Origin of the sequence: Variovorax sp. OK212, assembly GCF_900112425.1 — a bacterium.
Classification (GTDB): domain Bacteria; phylum Pseudomonadota; class Gammaproteobacteria; order Burkholderiales; family Burkholderiaceae_C; genus Variovorax.
The window spans coordinates 1,285,094-1,300,337 of the sequence record NZ_FOLP01000001.1 but is presented as its reverse complement, the minus strand read 5'-3'; the positions used below and the strand labels follow the sequence as shown (position 1 = coordinate 1,300,337).

General features: G+C 66.1%; 14 protein-coding genes. All 14 read left to right on the top strand.

The annotated features are described in order from the left end of the window. Position 1: 1 nt before the first annotated feature. The 14 genes from BM004_RS05975 to dnaJ all read left to right on the top strand — a co-directional run bounded on the left by BM004_RS05975 (position 2) and on the right by dnaJ (position 14,623). The gene (locus BM004_RS05975) at positions 2 to 994 is read left to right on the top strand and encodes a TRAP transporter substrate-binding protein (RefSeq protein WP_093211809.1); all 993 of its coding nucleotides are present in this window, start codon (positions 2 to 4) and stop codon (positions 992 to 994) included. Positions 995 to 1,006: 12 nt separating this feature from the next. After that, complete coding sequence (locus BM004_RS05970; RefSeq protein ID WP_093124809.1) at positions 1,007 to 1,501, top strand: TRAP transporter small permease; 495 nt, start codon at positions 1,007 to 1,009, stop codon at positions 1,499 to 1,501. After that, positions 1,492 to 2,844: a TRAP transporter large permease gene (locus BM004_RS05965; protein WP_007836432.1), complete on the top strand. Its 1,353-nt coding sequence runs from the start codon at positions 1,492 to 1,494 to the stop codon at positions 2,842 to 2,844. The genes BM004_RS05970 and BM004_RS05965 overlap by 10 nt, the downstream gene beginning before the upstream one ends. Before the next feature lie 19 nt (positions 2,845 to 2,863). Further along, positions 2,864 to 4,453 carry a galactarate dehydratase gene (gene garD, locus BM004_RS05960; protein ID WP_093211807.1) on the top strand — a complete coding sequence of 530 codons (1,590 nt, stop codon included), beginning with the start codon at positions 2,864 to 2,866 and terminating at the stop codon, positions 4,451 to 4,453. 70 nt (positions 4,454 to 4,523) lie between these two features. After that, entirely contained in the window at positions 4,524 to 5,285 is a 762-nt protein-coding gene (locus tag BM004_RS05955; RefSeq protein WP_093211805.1) for an SDR family NAD(P)-dependent oxidoreductase, read from the top strand. Positions 5,286 to 5,367: 82 nt separating this feature from the next. Then, positions 5,368 to 6,345, top strand: a complete 978-nt coding sequence (locus BM004_RS05950; protein ID WP_093124801.1) for a tripartite tricarboxylate transporter substrate binding protein — start codon at positions 5,368 to 5,370, stop codon at positions 6,343 to 6,345. Positions 6,346 to 6,356: 11 nt separating this feature from the next. Beyond that, positions 6,357 to 7,439 carry a lactonase family protein gene (locus BM004_RS05945; RefSeq protein WP_093211803.1) on the top strand — a complete coding sequence of 361 codons (1,083 nt, stop codon included), beginning with the start codon at positions 6,357 to 6,359 and terminating at the stop codon, positions 7,437 to 7,439. A 46-nt stretch (positions 7,440 to 7,485) separates the two neighbouring features. Further along, positions 7,486 to 8,481: a Bug family tripartite tricarboxylate transporter substrate binding protein gene (locus BM004_RS05940; RefSeq protein ID WP_093211801.1), complete on the top strand. Its 996-nt coding sequence runs from the start codon at positions 7,486 to 7,488 to the stop codon at positions 8,479 to 8,481. Between the two features lie 145 nt (positions 8,482 to 8,626). Next, positions 8,627 to 9,478 (top strand): archaetidylserine decarboxylase, encoded by an 852-nt coding sequence (asd, locus tag BM004_RS05935; protein WP_093124794.1) that lies wholly within the window; start codon positions 8,627 to 8,629, stop codon positions 9,476 to 9,478. Positions 9,479 to 9,667: 189 nt separating this feature from the next. Next, complete coding sequence (locus tag BM004_RS05930; protein ID WP_093212045.1) at positions 9,668 to 10,144, top strand: winged helix-turn-helix transcriptional regulator; 477 nt, start codon at positions 9,668 to 9,670, stop codon at positions 10,142 to 10,144. An 85-nt stretch (positions 10,145 to 10,229) separates the two neighbouring features. Beyond that, complete coding sequence (locus BM004_RS05925; protein WP_013540334.1) at positions 10,230 to 10,580, top strand: FKBP-type peptidyl-prolyl cis-trans isomerase; 351 nt, start codon at positions 10,230 to 10,232, stop codon at positions 10,578 to 10,580. Between the two features lie 161 nt (positions 10,581 to 10,741). Then, a complete protein-coding gene (grpE, locus tag BM004_RS05920) occupies positions 10,742 to 11,314 on the top strand; it encodes a nucleotide exchange factor GrpE (protein ID WP_093211799.1) in 573 nt (190 codons plus the stop codon). A gap of 116 nt (positions 11,315 to 11,430) precedes the next feature. Continuing rightward, positions 11,431 to 13,368 carry a molecular chaperone DnaK gene (gene dnaK / locus BM004_RS05915; RefSeq protein WP_093124788.1) on the top strand — a complete coding sequence of 646 codons (1,938 nt, stop codon included), beginning with the start codon at positions 11,431 to 11,433 and terminating at the stop codon, positions 13,366 to 13,368. A gap of 109 nt (positions 13,369 to 13,477) precedes the next feature. Continuing rightward, positions 13,478 to 14,623, top strand: a complete 1,146-nt coding sequence (gene dnaJ / locus BM004_RS05910; RefSeq protein ID WP_093124786.1) for a molecular chaperone DnaJ — start codon at positions 13,478 to 13,480, stop codon at positions 14,621 to 14,623. Positions 14,624 to 15,244 lie beyond the last annotated feature (621 nt).

Below are 15,244 nucleotides of genomic sequence, written 5' to 3'. Positions count from 1 at the left end.
AATGAAATCACTACAAATGAAGAAGCTGTCGGGCCTGATCGCGATCGGCCTGATCGCCCTCACGGCATCTCACGTCACCATGGCGCGGACCTTCCGATCCGCCGAGGTACACGCGAAGGACTTCCCCACCAACCAGGCGGTGAAGTTCATGGGCGACGAGCTGTCGAAGGCCACCGGTGGCAAGGACAACATCAAGATCTTCGCGGACAGCTCGCTGGGCTCGGAGAAGGACACGGTCGAGCAGGTGAAGATCGGCGCGCTGGACATGGTGCGCGTGAGCAGCGCGTCCTTCCACGGCATCGTGCCGGAGTCGGTGATTCCGTCGCTGCCCTTCCTGTTCCGCGACATCGAGCATTTCCGCAAGGCCATGTACGGCCCGGCCGGCGACAAGGTGCTGGCCGCCTTCGAAAAGGCCGGCTTCATCGGCCTGTGCATGTATGAAAGCGGCGCGCGCTCGGTGTACGCCAAGAAGCCGATCAAGTCGGTGGCCGACATGAAGGGCCTGAAGATCCGCGTGCAGCCCTCCGACCTGATGGTGAGCCTGGTGAGCGCCACCGGCGCCTCGCCCACGCCCATGCCCATCGCCGAGGTCTACACCGGCCTGAAGACCGGCCTGGTGGACGCCGCCGAGAACAACTACCCCTCGTACGAAGAAGCCAAGCACTTCGAGGCCGCGCCGGTCTACTCGGAGACCATGCACGTCATGACGCCCGAGGTGCTGGTGTTCTCCAAGAAGATCTGGGACACGCTCACCAAGGAAGAACAGGCCGCGATCCGCAAGGCCGCGAAAGACTCGGTGCCTTACTACGTGAAGCTGTGGGAACCGCGCGAGAAGGACGCCAAGGCCGCTGTCATCAAGGGCGGCGCCAAGATCGTGGCGGCCTCCGAGATCGACCGCAAGGGCTTCGTCGAGGTCGAGAAGCCGGTGTGGGACAAGTTCGCGACCACGCCGGAGCAGAAGGCGCTGGTGCAGGAAATCGTCAACACCAAGTGACGCACGCCGGACATGAGCTTGCTTACCTCACTGAACGCACGGCTGTCGCGCTGGGCCATGTACATCGCGTGCGTGTGCCTTGTCGGCCTGCTCGGGGTCGTCGTCTATGGCGTGGTGCTGCGCTACGTCTTCAATGACGCCCCGCCGTATGTCGAGCAGGTCGCGCTGCTGCTGGTGATCTCGGTCGCCATGTTCGGCGCTTCCGCCGGCGTGCGGGACGCCGGCCACATCGGCCTGGACTCGCTGGTGAAGGCGTTGCCGCCGAAGGCGCAGTTCTGGTGCAAGACGCTTGTCTATGTGCTGACCATCGGCTTCGCCGTCGCGTTGTTCGCGGGCGGCGCCGAGATGGCCGCCTCCACGCGCGAATCGACCATTCCCACGCTGGGCATGTCGGAGGCCGTGCGCTACCTGCCGATTCTCTTCGCGGGGGTGCTGATCACCCTCTTCTCCCTCGAGCACCTGGCTGCTCAGTTCACAGGCCAGAAGGTCGTTCCATCATGGCATTGACAGTGCTGTCGCTGAGCTTCGTGCTCTTCCTGCTGCTCGGCATGCCGGTGGCCTTTGCCATCGGCCTGAGCTGCCTGGCCACGTTCGCCTACGAGGGCCTGCCGTTCGAGACCGCCATCCAGATGATGGTCTCGGGCATGAACGTGTTCTCGTTCCTTGCCATTCCGTTCTTCATCTTCTCGGGCGAGCTGATGCTGCACGGCGGCATCGCCGACAAGATCGTGGCCTTCGCGCGCAGCCTGGTGGGCCACTGGAAGGGCGGCCTGGGGCTGGCCAACGTGGTGGCCTCGACGCTGTTCGGCGGCGTCTCCGGCTCGCCGGTGGCCGACACCTCGGCCATGGGCGGCGTGATGATCCCGATCATGAAACGCGAGGGCTACAGCGCGGCCTATGCGGTGAACGTGACAACGCATGCGTCGCTCTCGGGCGCGCTGATGCCGACCTCGCACAACATGATCATCTATGCCTTCGCCGCGCAGGCCGCGGTGGGCACCATCGACGGCCACATCATCAAGGGCGTGTCCATCGGCGACCTGATGTTCGCGGGCCTGATCCCGGTGTTCTGGATCATGGTGTGCATGCTGGTGGCGGCCTACTGGCAAGCGGCCAAGCACGGCTACCCGAAGCGCACCGACGGCAGCACCATGGTCGAGCGCTTTCCGGGCTGGGGCATGGTGGCCAAGACCTTCCTGGCGGCCATTCCCGGCCTGATGGTGATCGTGATCATCCTGGTGTGCGTGATGAAGGGCGTGGCCACGGCCACCGAGGCGGCGGCCATCGCGGTGACGTACTCGCTGCTGCTCACGGTGGTGGCCTACCGCACGATGACGCGCGAGAAGCTCTTCAAGTCGCTGGCCAAGGCCTCCAAGACCACCGGCGTGATCCTGCTGCTGATCGGCGTGTCGAACATGCTGCGCTACCAGATGGCCTACCTGGAGATTCCGGACGCCATCGAGACGGTGCTGCTGGCGGCCACCTCCAGCCCGTGGCTGATGCTGCTCTACATCAACATCATCCAGATCTTCCTGGGCATCTTCCTGGACATGGCGGCGCACATCCTGATCACCACGCCGCTGTTCCTGCCGCTGGCCATCCAGATGGGCGTGGGCCCGGTGCAGTTCGGGATGATGCTGCTGCTGAACTGCGCACTGGGCCTGGTGCATCCGCCGGTGGGCACGGTGCAGTTCATCGGCTGCGCGATCGGGAAGATATCCATCGGGGAGGCGACGAAGACCGCCTGGCCCTACTATCTGGCGATCTTCATCGCCATCACCCTGGTGACCTACGTGCCGGCCTTCTCCACCTGGCTGCCCACGATGCTGACCGGCCACAAGGTGCTGTAAGCAACAAGAGGTCCTCACGATGAGCCATCCCGCCTCCGGAGCGTCGCCGCTCTACATCCGCATCCACACCGACGACAACGTGGCCATCGTCGCGAACGACGGGGGCCTGAAGGCCGGCACGTCGTTCGCCGACGGCCTCGTGCTGGTGGACAACGTGCCCCAGGGCCACAAGGTCGCACTGGCCGACCTGGCCGAAGGCGGCGAGATCCGCCGCTACAACGTGGTGATCGGCTACGCGCTGAAGGCGCTGCCGCGCGGCAGCTGGGTGCACGAGCGCGTGATGCGCATGCCCGTGGCACCCGAGCTCGACGGCCTGCCCATCGCCACCGTCAAGCCCCCAGCCCTGCCGCCGCTGGAGGGCTACACCTTCGAGGGCTACCGCAACGCCGACGGCTCGGTGGGATCGCGCAACATCCTGGCCATCACCGAGACCGTGCAGTGCGTGGCCGGCGTGATCGACTTCGCGGTGCAGCGCATCAAGGCCGAGCTGCTGCCCAAATACCCGAACGTGGACGACGTGGTGGGCCTGGCCCACGGCTACGGCTGCGGCGTGGCGATCGACGCGCCCGACGCCATCGTGCCCATTCGCACGCTGCGCAACATCAGCCTCAACCCGAACTTCGGCGGCGAGGTGATGGTGGTGAGCCTGGGCTGCGAGAAGCTGCAGCCCGAGCGGCTGCTGCCGCCGGGGACCATTCCCATCGTCGACAAGCGCGGCGAGGCCGCGAACGCCGAGGGCGCTGCCGCACTCGACGTGGTCTGCCTGCAGGACGACGAGCACATCGGCTTCATGTCGATGATCGACGCAGTCATGCGCCAGGCCGAGGAGCACCTGGTGCGCCTGAACGCGCGCCGCCGCGAGACCGTGCCCGCCAGCGAGCTGGTGGTGGGCGTGCAGTGCGGCGGCAGCGACGCTTTTTCGGGCGTCACCGCCAACCCCGCCGTGGGCTTCTGCACCGACCTGCTGGTGCGCGCGGGCGCCACCGTGATGTTCTCGGAAGTGACCGAGGTGCGCGACGGCATCGACCAGCTCACCGCGCGCGCCTCGTCGCCGGAAGTGGCCGAAGCCATGATCCGCGAGATGGCCTGGTACGACGCCTACCTGCAGAAGGGCCGGGTCGACCGCAGCGCCAACACCACGCCGGGGAACAAGAAGGGCGGCCTGTCGAACATCGTCGAGAAGGCGATGGGCTCCATCGTGAAGTCGGGCTCCGCGCCCATCACCGGCGTGCTGGCGCCCGGCGAGAAGGTCGCGCAGAAGGGCCTGATCTACGCCGCCACGCCGGCCAGCGACTTCATCTGCGGCACGCTGCAGCTGGCCGCCGGCATCAACCTGCATGTGTTCACCACCGGGCGCGGCACGCCCTACGGGCTGGCCGAGGTGCCGGTGATCAAGGTGGCCACGCGCAGCGACCTCGCGCGCCGCTGGCACGACCTGATGGACGTGAACGCGGGCCGCATCGCCGACGGCGACGCCACCATCGAGGACATCGGCTGGGAAATGTTCCACCTGATGCTCGACGTGGCCAGCGGCCGCAAGAAGACCTGGGCCGAGCACTGGAAGCTGCACAACGCGCTGGTTCTGTTCAACCCGGCGCCGGTCACCTGAAGCGCCCCCGTACCGCACATACCGCACACACCGCACATACCGCGCACACGGAACCAAGGAGCACCCCGACATGGAAGACCTCAAGGACAAGACCGCCCTCGTCACCGGCGCGAGCACCGGCATCGGCGCGGCCGTGGCCGTCGCCTTCGCCGCGCGCGGCATGCGCGTGGCGGTGCACTACAACAGCTCGTTGGCCGCGGCCAACGAGGTGGTCGAGACCATCCGCGCGGCCGGCGGCGCGGCCATTGCCGTGAAGGCCGACGTGCGCGACACCGGCGCCATCCGCGAGGGCGTGAAGCAGACGGTGGCCGAGTTCGGCCGCATCGACGTGCTGGTGAACAACGCGGGCAGCCTGGTCAAGCGCGTGCCCATCGCCGAATTCGACGACGCGCTGTTCGACGAGGTGATGCACATCAACGCGCGCTCGGTGCTCGCCTACTGCCGCGAGGTGGTGCCGCTGATGCGTGCGCAGGGCGGCGGCAACATCATCAACGTGACCTCGGTCGCGGCGCGCACCGGCGGCGGGCCGGCCGCCTACCTGTACGCGGGCGCCAAGGGCTTCGTGAGCACGGCGACGCACGGCCTGGCCAAGGAACTTGTGGGCGACCGCATCCGCGTGAACGCGGTGGCCCCGGGCGTGATCCAGACGCCGTTCCAGGACCGCTTCTCGACGCCCGCGATGCTGGAGAACTTTCGCGCGAGCATCCCGATGGGCCGCCTGGGCACGTCCGAGGAATGCGTGGGCGCCTTCTTGTACCTGGCCTCCGAGCAGCTCTCGAGCTACGTCACGGGACAGGTCATCGAAGTGAACGGAGGGCAGTACATGCCCTGACGCGCAAGGACAGTGAGGAAGCCCACAGAGGAAGCATTCCCGGGGCTGAAGGATCAGATCAACAACGGAGACAAAAGACATCATGCAACGAAGCCAATTCGTGCGCGGCATTGCCGCGCTCTCGGCCACCGCCGCCCTCTCGCTGGGGCTGGCCGCGCCGGCCGCCGCGCAGGCCGACTTCCCCAACCGCACCATCGAGCTGCTGGTGCCCTACCAGCCCGGCGGCGGCACCGACGGCCTGGCGCGCGCCTTCTCGGAAGCCAGCCGCAAGCACATCTCGCAGAGCATCGTGATCGTCAACCGCCCCGGTGCGGGCGGCGCCATCGGCTGGACCGAGGTCATCAACGCCAAGCCCGACGGCTACAAGCTCGCGGTGCTCACGGTCGAGTTGCTGACGCTGCCGCACCTGGGCCTGGCCAAGTTCAACTACGACGACTTCCAGCCCATCGCCCAGCTCAACGCCGACCCGGCCGCGATCACCGTGAAGGCGGACGCGCCGTGGAACACCATCGAGGAGTTCCTGGCCGCAGCCAAGAAGTCGCCCGAGAGCGTGCGCGTGGGCAACTCGGGCAACGGCTCGATCTGGCACCTGGCCGCCGCGGCGCTCGAGGACAAGACCGGCGCCAGGTTCGGCCACATCCCGTTCCAGGGCGCGGCGCCCGCGGTGCTGGCGCTGCTCGGCGGCCACATCGAGGCGGTGGCGGTGAGCCCGGCCGAAGTCACCACGCACGTGCAGGGCGGCAAGCTCAAGGTGCTGATGGTGATGGCCGACAAGCGCGTGAAGGGCTTCGAGAAGGTGCCGACCGCCAAGGAGCGCGGCATCGACCTGTCGATCGGCACTTGGCGCGGCCTCGGCGCGCCGAAGAACACGCCGCCCGAAGTGATGGCCAAGCTGCGCGAGATGACCGCCAGGACCGCCGCCGAGCCGCTGATGCACGAGGTGATGGACAAGCAGAACCTGGGCTACGTCTACACCGACGGCGCCGTGTTCAAGGAGACGCTGGCCAAGGACAACGTGTACTTCAAGCAGCTGATCACCAAGCTCAACATCAAGCCCTGAACGCCGCCGCAATGAAAGCAACCACCACCATCGCGTCTGCGTTGTGCCTGGCCGCGGCCGCCGCTGCAACCGCTACGGCCTCGGCCGCGACCTGGGTCTATGTGTCCAACGCCGACAGCCAGGAGATCTCGGTGCTCGAGCTGGACCGCGCCCAGGGCGTGCTCAAGCCCGTACAGACGCTCCACGTCGGCGGCACGGTGATGCCGATGGTGGTGAGCCACGACAAGCGCGTGCTGTACGCCGCGCTGCGCTCGCAGCCGTTTCGCGTCACGGCGCTGTCGATCGACGCCGCCACGGGCAAGCTGCAGAAGCTGGGCGAGGCGCCGCTGGCCGACAGCATGGCCAACATCGACCTGGACGCGAGCGGCAAGTGGCTGTTCGCGGCCTCCTACCAGGGCGGGAAGATCACGGTCAACGCCATCGGCAAGGACGGCGCGGTAGGCCCGGTGCACCAGCTGATCCAGACCGCGCCCAACGCGCACGCGATCCATGCCGACGCCGCCAACCGCTTCGTGCTGGCCACCAGCCTGGGCGGCGACAACGTGTCGAGCTGGCGCTTCGACGCCGAGAAGGGGCTGCTCGCGCCCAACGATCCGCCGCTGACCACCACCACGGCGAAGTCGGGCCCGCGCCACTTCACGTGGGACAAGGCACAGCGCCACGTCTACCTGCTCGACGAGCTCGACGCGGCGCTGCACGTGTTCGCATGGGACGCCGCGCGCGGCACGCTCAAGCTCGAACAGAGCACGACCACGCTGCCCGCCGGCTTCACCGGCAAGCCGTGGGCCGCCGACCTGCACCTGACGCCCGACGGGCGCTACCTGTACGCGTCGGAACGCACGTCGAGCACGCTGTCGGCCTTCAAGGTCGACGCCGCCACCGGCCAGCTGCAGCCGCTGGGCCAGACGCCGACCGAGAAGGGTCCGCGCGGCTTCGCGATCGACCCGGCCGGCCGCTACCTGATTGCCGCGGGGCAGGAGTCGCACGGCATCTCGATGTACGCCATCGACGGCGCCACCGGCGCGCTGGGCAAGCCGCAGCACCTGGACGTGGGCAAGAACCCGAACTGGGTCGAGATCGTCGACATGCCCTGACGGCGCCTCGCCACCAAACGAACGAACAAACCAAGGAGACCTTCACATGCAACGCCGAACACTCATCCGAACCGCCCTCGCCTCCTCGCTCGCCGCGGGCCTGCCCGCCGCCTTCGCGCAGGGCGGCGGCAGCTGGCCCACGGGCAAGGCCATCACCTACCTCGTGCCGTTCCCGGCCGGCGGCACCACCGACGTGCTGGGCCGCCTGATCGCGCAGAAGCTCGGCACCGTGCTGGGCACGAGCGTGATCATCGACAACAAGGGCGGCGCCGGCGGCAGCGTGGGCTCCGAAGTGGGCTCGCGCGCGGCACCCGACGGCTACACGCTGGTGGGCGGCACCATCAGCTCGCACGCGATCAACGTGAGCCTGTACCCGAAGATCGGCTACGACCCGCAGAAGTCGTTTGCGCCGGTCACGCTCATCGGCACCAACCCGGTGGTGCTGGTGGTCAACCAGGCCAGCCCCTACAAGACGCTGAAGGACGTGATCGCGGCGAGCAAGGCCAAGCCGGGCGGGCTGTCGTCGGCCTCGGCCGGCACGGGCACCTCGCAGCACCTGGCGCTGGAGCTGATGGCCTACAAGTCGGGCGTGAAGTTCACGCACATCCCGTACAAGGGCAGCGGCCCGGCCATCCAGGACGCCATTGGCGGCCAGGTCGACATGATGTTCGACACCACCGTGGTGGCGGGCCCGCACATCCAGAGCGGCAAGCTGCGCGCCATTGCGGTCACCTCGTCGAAGCGCCTGGCCTCGATGCCCGACGTGCCGACGATCGCCGAATCCGGCGTGCCGGGCCTGCAGGACTTCGAGGTGGTGTCGTGGCAGGCGATCTTCGTGCCCGCTGGCACGCCGGCGCCGGTGGTCGACAGGCTGCACACCGAGATCCGCACGATCCTGTCCACGCCGGAAATGCAGGACAAGCTCAAGGGCTTCGGCATGGAGCCGGCCGACCTGAGCACCAAGCAGATCGCGGCGTTCCAGAAGGCCGAGGTGGAGAAATGGGCGCAGGTGATCAAGGCCGCGGGGATCAAGGCGGACTGAACGCCCGGCGCAAGGCGTACTGGCGTCTCAGCGCCGCGCGCGAAGGCCGCGCGCGGCGCTGCAAACCGAGGGAAGCTTCCTACGCCTGCCCCGGGAAGCCCTTTATAGAATGCCCCTCCGATTCCGCATTCCAGGCCCTCCCCACGTGTCCGACCGCTCCGCAGTACTGCCCCAATACCTGTTCCCCAAACAGGCCCTGACCAATTTCGCCGGCTGGGTCGCGGGCAAGGAACGGGGCGCCGTCACGACGTGGATCATCCGGCGCTTCGTGGCCAAGTACGGCGTGGACATGGGCGAGGCGCTCGAGTCGGACATCCAGCACTACAAGAGCTTCAACCAGTTCTTCACGCGCGCGCTCAAGCCCGGCGCGCGCCCGCTCGCGCAGACCGACCTGATCTGCCCGGTGGATGGCGCGATCAGCCAGTTCGGCGCGATCCAGGGCGACCAGATCTTCCAGGCCAAGGGCCACAACTACAGCACCACCGCGCTGGTGGGCGGCGACGCCACGCTGGCCGCGAAGTTCGCGCACGGCAGCTTCGCCACGCTGTACCTGAGCCCGAAGGACTACCACCGCATCCACATGCCCTGCGACGGGCGGCTGGTGCGCATGATCCACGTGCCCGGCGACCTGTTCTCGGTGAACCCGACCACGGCGCGCGGCGTGCCCGGCCTGTTCGCGCGCAACGAGCGCGTGGTGTGCGTCTTCGAGTCGGCACGCGGGCCTTTCGTGCTGGTGCTGGTGGGTGCCACCATCGTCGGCAGCATGGCCACGGTGTGGCACGGCGTGGTGAACCCGCCGCGCGTGGGCGAACTGCGCGAATGGAGCTACAACGACCAGCAGATCGACATCCGCAAGGGCGACGAGATGGGCCGTTTCCTGCTCGGCTCGACCGTCGTCATGCTGTTCCCCAAGCCCGCGCTGGCCTTCAACCCCGAGTGGGCGCCGGGGCGCGCCATCCGGCTGGGCGAGGCCATGGCCGATTACGCGACACTCTGAGGCGAATTTGTGAGGCTTTGTCTCACAACCCGCATGCAGCATGCCCTGACAGCTATAAAACTAGTAGCATCCTCATCCTTTGCGCTATAGTGACCGGCCCACAGAACGGTCCCTGACCAACCACAAGAACACGAGACATCGGTCGGCCCCCAGGCCGGTGGCTCGCCCAGCTTCGAGGAGATGATGTCGATGAGTACCAAGGAAAACGCAGCCGTCAGCCAGTTGCTTGCCCTGCTCGAAGCCCGCTACGCGCTGCGCGTGCTCTGGGCCCTGCGCGACGGCCATGCCCAGACCTTCCGCCTGCTGCAGGACAGCGTGGGCGGCATCACTCCCAACACGCTGAACACGCGCATCAAGGAACTGCGCGAGGCCGGCCTCGTCGGCCACGGCAGCGAGGGCTACAGCCTCACGTTGAGCGGGCAGGACCTGCTCAAGCGGCTGTCCGACCTGCAGGCCTTCGCGGGCAAGTGGCAGCTGGGACAGCTCAAGAAGGCGGCGGTGGCTGTGCCCGCTCCCTCAGCAGCTGCACCTGCAGCGGCGGCGGTGCAGGCGGCGTCCGATGCTTCGGGCGCACCCGCCGTTGCCGCGTCTCCCGCCCCCGTGGCGGCACCCGCTTCCGCGCCGGTCCCGCCCGCGCCGTCCACGGACGACAGCAGCAAAGGCTGAGCGACGACAGGCCGCCTCGGCCGGCCTCGGTAAACTCCCCGCCTTCGATTCCATTTCACACCCATCGACGCAAGGAGCGTTTCCCATGCCTACCACTCCCTCCGGCCTGCAATACGAAGACACCGAAGTCGGCACCGGCGCCGAAGCCAAGGCCGGCCAGCACGTGCATGTGCACTACACCGGCTGGCTCTACAACGACGGCGTGCAAGGCGCCAAGTTCGACTCCAGCCGCGACCGCAACGACCCGTTCGCGTTCTCGCTGGGCGCCGGCCAGGTCATCAAGGGCTGGGACGAAGGCGTGGCCGGCATGAAGATCGGCGGCAAGCGCACGCTGATCATTCCCGCATCGCTGGGCTATGGCGCCCGCGGCGCCGGCGGTGTGATCCCCCCGAACGCCACCCTGAAGTTCGACGTCGAACTGCTCGACGCGCACTGAGCGTTCGAAACACAGGCTCCAAGGCCCGGTTTCGGGCCTTTTTCATGCCTGAGCAGCCCTTTTCTTGCGCTTTTTGCCGCATTTTTTGGCTTGAAATGCCCCCAGCCAGCCCCAAGTGGCTGGCTATCGTTTGTTTTCCGGCGCACGCCGTTCTTTGAAAAATGACTGACCCGCAACAATCCGCACAGAATTCGCAAATGCTGCAAGGCGAGCCCAGCCCCGAAGAACTGGAGGCCGCGCAAGCCGCCAACGAAGCCGATGCCCTCGCCGCCCTGGCCACGGCCCAGGCCGAACTGGCCGCGCTGCAGGCCAAGAACACCGAGTTGGCCGACCAGTACCTGCGCGCCCAGGCCGACGTGCAGAACGCCCGCCGCCGCGCCGACGACGAGATCACCAAGGCCCGCAAGTTCGCCGTCGAGGCGTTTGCCGAAAGCCTGCTGCCGGTGACCGACAGCCTCGAAGCCGGCCTGGCCATCAAGGACGCCACCCCCGAGCAGATCCGCGAAGGCGCCGAAGCCACGCTGCGCCAGCTGAAGAGCGCGCTCGAACGCAACAAGGTGATCGAAGTGGCCCCGGCCGCCGGCACCAGGTTCGACCCGCACCAGCACCAGGCCATCTCGGTGGTGCCCGCCGACCAGGAACCCAACACCGTGGTGACCGTCCTGCAGAAGGGCTACACCATCAACGAGCGCGTGCTGCGCCCGGCGCTGGTCACGGTCAGCGCGCCCAAGTAAACGGCACACCCGTACACAAGATTCCCACAGGAAATCCCCGCGTCATCCCTTGAATCGCGCCGGGTTATCCACAAGTTCATAACAACATATTTTTCAGGCTTTCAGGAGTACAGAACATGGCAAAGATCATCGGCATCGACCTCGGCACCACCAACTCGTGCGTGTCGATCATGGAAGGCAACACCACGCGTGTGATCGAGAACTCGGAAGGTGCGCGCACCACGCCGTCGATCGTCGCGTACCAGGAAGACGGTGAAGTGCTCGTCGGTGCCTCGGCCAAGCGCCAGGCCGTCACCAACCCCAAGAACACGCTGTACGCGATCAAGCGCCTCATCGGCCGCAAGTTCGGGGAAAAGGAAGTCCAGAAGGACATCGACCTGATGCCCTACACCATCGCCAAGGCCGACAACGGCGACGCATGGGTGGAAGTGCGCGGCAAGAAGATGGCCCCGCAACAGGTCAGCGCCGACATCCTGCGCAAGATGAAGAAGACCGCGGAAGACTACCTCGGCGAAACCGTGACCGAAGCCGTGATCACGGTGCCGGCCTACTTCAACGACGCCCAGCGCCAGGCCACCAAGGACGCAGGCCGCATTGCCGGCCTCGACGTGAAGCGCATCATCAACGAGCCCACCGCCGCGGCCCTGGCTTTCGGCCTGGACAAGCAGGACAAGGCCGACCGCAAGATCGCCGTGTATGACCTGGGCGGCGGCACCTTCGACGTGTCGATCATCGAGATCGCGGACGTCGACGGCGAGAAGCAGTTCGAAGTGCTGTCGACCAACGGCGACACTTTCCTGGGCGGCGAAGACTTCGACCAGCGCATCATCGACTACATCATCGGCGAGTTCAAGAAGGACCAGGGCGTCGACCTCAGCAAGGACGTGCTGGCACTGCAGCGCCTGAAGGAAGCCGCTGAAAAGGCCAAGATCGAACTGTCGAACAGCGCGCAGACCGACATCAACCTGCCCTACATCACGGCCGATGCCTCGGGGCCGAAGCACCTGAACATCAAGCTCACCCGCGCCAAGCTGGAAAGCCTGGTCGACGAGCTGGTCGAGCGCACCATCGCGCCTTGCCGCCTGGCCATCAAGGACGCCGGCATCAGCGTGAGCGACATCAACGACGTGATCCTGGTCGGCGGCATGACCCGCATGCCCAAGGTGCAGGAAAAGGTGAAGGCCTTCTTCGGCAAGGAACCGCGCAAGGACGTGAACCCCGACGAAGCCGTGGCTGTCGGCGCCGCCATCCAGGGCCAGGTGCTCTCGGGCGACCGCAAGGACGTGCTGCTGCTGGACGTGACCCCGCTGTCGCTCGGCATCGAGACGATGGGCGGCGTGATGACCAAGATGATCACCAAGAACACCACGATCCCGACGAAGTTCGCACAGACCTTCTCGACCGCGGAAGACAACCAGCCGGCCGTGACCATCAAGGTGTTCCAGGGCGAGCGAGACATCGCCTCGGGCAACAAGGCGCTGGGCGAGTTCAACCTCGAAGGCATTCCGCCGGCATCGCGCGGCACGCCGCAGATCGAAGTGAGCTTCGACATCGACGCCAACGGCATCCTGCACGTCGGCGCGAAGGACAAGGGCACCGGCAAGGAAAATAAGATCACCATCAAGGCGAACTCGGGCTTGAGCGAAGACGAGATCCAGAAGATGGTGAAGGACGCCGAGCTCAACGCCGAAGACGACAAGAAGAAGCTCGAGATCGTGCAGGCCCGCAACCAGGGCGAAGCCATGGTGCACAGCGTGAAGAAGTCGCTGGGCGAACATGGTGCGACCCTGGAAGCCGCCGAGAAGGACGCGATCGAAGCCGCGATCAAGGACCTGGAAGAAGCCCTCAAGGGTGAAGACAAGTCCGCCATCGAGGACAAGACCAACACGCTGATGACCGCAAGCCAGAAGCTCGGCGAGAAGATGTATGCCGAATCGCAGGCCGCGGCCGGCGCCTCGGCCGCCTCCGGTCCGGCTGGCGCGGAAGCTGCTGCACACGCGCAGGCCGACGACAACGTGGTCGACGCCGAAGTCAAGGAAGTCAAGAAGGGCTGATCTTCAGCACCTTCAGCAAGGCTGGAACACCTGAAAGGGTGCTCCAGCCTTTCTCGCTTCAAAAGTTACCGAGTTCCCGCTGCCCCCTCGAGCCCCCGACCGACCTGCCATGGCCACCAAACGCGACTACTACGAAACCCTCGGCGTCCCCAAGAACGCGAGCGAGGAAGAAATCAAGAAGGCTTATCGCAAGCTCGCGATGAAGCACCACCCCGACCGCAACCACGGCGACACCAGCAAGGACGCCGAGGCCAAGTTCAAGGAGGTGAAGGAAGCCTACGAAATGCTGTCCGACGGACAAAAGCGCGCGGCCTACGACCAATACGGCCATGCCGGCGTCGACCCCAACATGCGCGGCGGCCCGGGTGCGGAAGGCTTCGGCGGCTTCGCTGAGGCCTTCGGCGACATCTTCGGCGACGTGTTCGGCGGCGGCGGTGGCCGGGGCGGGCGCACCAGCAGCGGCCGCCAAGTGTTCCGCGGCAGCGACCTGAGCTACGCGATGGAGATCTCCCTCGAGGAAGCGGCGGAAGGCAAGACCACCGAGATCCGCATTCCCACCTGGGACGAATGCGACACCTGCCACGGCTCGGGCGCCAAGCCCGGCACCAAGCCCATCACCTGCACCACCTGCCACGGCGCGGGCGCGGTGCAGATGCGCCAGGGCTTCTTCAGCGTGCAGCAGACCTGCCCGACCTGCCACGGCAGCGGCAAGATCATTCCCGAGCCCTGCACCGTGTGCCACGGCCAGGGCAAGATCAAGCGCAACAAGACGCTCGAAGTGAAGATCCGCGCCGGCATCGACGATGGCCAGCGCATGCGCGTGACCGGCAGCGGCGAGCCGGGCGTCAACGGCGGCCCGCCGGGCGACCTGTACATCGAGATCCGGCTGAAGAAGCACGACATCTTCGAGCGCGACGGCGACAACCTGCACTGCGTGGTGCCCGTGAGCATGACCACGGCGGCGCTGGGCGGCGAGATCAACGTGCCCACGCTCAAGGGCGCGGCGGCCATCGACATTCCCGAAGGCACGCAAAGCGGCAAGCAGTTCCGCCTGCGCGGCAAGGGCATCAAGGGCGTGAACTCGAGCTACCCGGGCGACCTGTACTGCCACGTGCGCGTCGAGACGCCGGTGAAGCTCACCGAGCACCAGCGCAAGGTGCTCAAGGAGCTCGACGAGTCGCTCAAGAAGGGCGGCGAGAAGCACAGCCCGACCGACAAGGGCTGGTTCGACAAGGCGAAGGAATTCTTCAGCTGAGTCGGTACGGGGGGCCTGTGCAATGCAGGCACCAAAGGCGGGCGAGCATCTGGTGCTCGTCCCCCTCCTCCAGCATGTAACACCGGAGACTTCACTTCCGGTGGCAGCACCTCTCCCAGCAAGGGCCGCTCAGCGGCCCTTTTTCATGGCTGGCGCCTCAAGGTGGTGCAACAAAGCCGTCCGAACCGCCACGACGCACCGCAAGGGTGTCGTGCGCCCTGTCTCGGAACGCGCCGACTCGCATCCGCGTCGCTTTCCCACGCGTACAGGCGCAAGCTGCTCATGCAGAAGTGGCGCGAGGATTGCTTTTATATTTTTTTCGGATGTGCAATAAACCAAACGAGGGGTCGCGCGTTATTGAAGGAAGGGGCTGATTTTATTGAGCACGCAGGCTCAATAGGCGACGCTTTTCCGGAGAAACGCAGAAATGGACGGTAGCCATTCGGCATAGGTATTTCACCCGGAGATTATTAAGAAAGCGAGCTTTTGAATTTAACTTGAATTTGAAAATTCGTTCTCGTTTTTTGGCGGAACTTTACTTGACAGCAAGGTTCTGAATTAAAAAATGATTCACCGGGTTCGGTCTTTGCTTTATGCTGATTGTTAGCAGAATGTTGTAAG

Coding starts and splice junctions, on each gene's coding strand:
- dnaJ (WP_093124786.1), top strand. CDS start 13,478: ATGGCCACCAAACGCGACTACTACGAAACCCTCGGCGTCCCCAAGAAC.
- BM004_RS05945 (WP_093211803.1), top strand. CDS start 6,357: ATGAAAGCAACCACCACCATCGCGTCTGCGTTGTGCCTGGCCGCGGCC.
- BM004_RS05975 (WP_093211809.1), top strand. CDS start 2: ATGAAATCACTACAAATGAAGAAGCTGTCGGGCCTGATCGCGATCGGC.
- BM004_RS05950 (WP_093124801.1), top strand. CDS start 5,368: ATGCAACGAAGCCAATTCGTGCGCGGCATTGCCGCGCTCTCGGCCACC.
- garD (WP_093211807.1), top strand. CDS start 2,864: ATGAGCCATCCCGCCTCCGGAGCGTCGCCGCTCTACATCCGCATCCAC.
- BM004_RS05955 (WP_093211805.1), top strand. CDS start 4,524: ATGGAAGACCTCAAGGACAAGACCGCCCTCGTCACCGGCGCGAGCACC.
- dnaK (WP_093124788.1), top strand. CDS start 11,431: ATGGCAAAGATCATCGGCATCGACCTCGGCACCACCAACTCGTGCGTG.
- BM004_RS05930 (WP_093212045.1), top strand. CDS start 9,668: ATGAGTACCAAGGAAAACGCAGCCGTCAGCCAGTTGCTTGCCCTGCTC.
- grpE (WP_093211799.1), top strand. CDS start 10,742: ATGACTGACCCGCAACAATCCGCACAGAATTCGCAAATGCTGCAAGGC.
- BM004_RS05925 (WP_013540334.1), top strand. CDS start 10,230: ATGCCTACCACTCCCTCCGGCCTGCAATACGAAGACACCGAAGTCGGC.
- BM004_RS05940 (WP_093211801.1), top strand. CDS start 7,486: ATGCAACGCCGAACACTCATCCGAACCGCCCTCGCCTCCTCGCTCGCC.
- BM004_RS05965 (WP_007836432.1), top strand. CDS start 1,492: ATGGCATTGACAGTGCTGTCGCTGAGCTTCGTGCTCTTCCTGCTGCTC.
- BM004_RS05970 (WP_093124809.1), top strand. CDS start 1,007: ATGAGCTTGCTTACCTCACTGAACGCACGGCTGTCGCGCTGGGCCATG.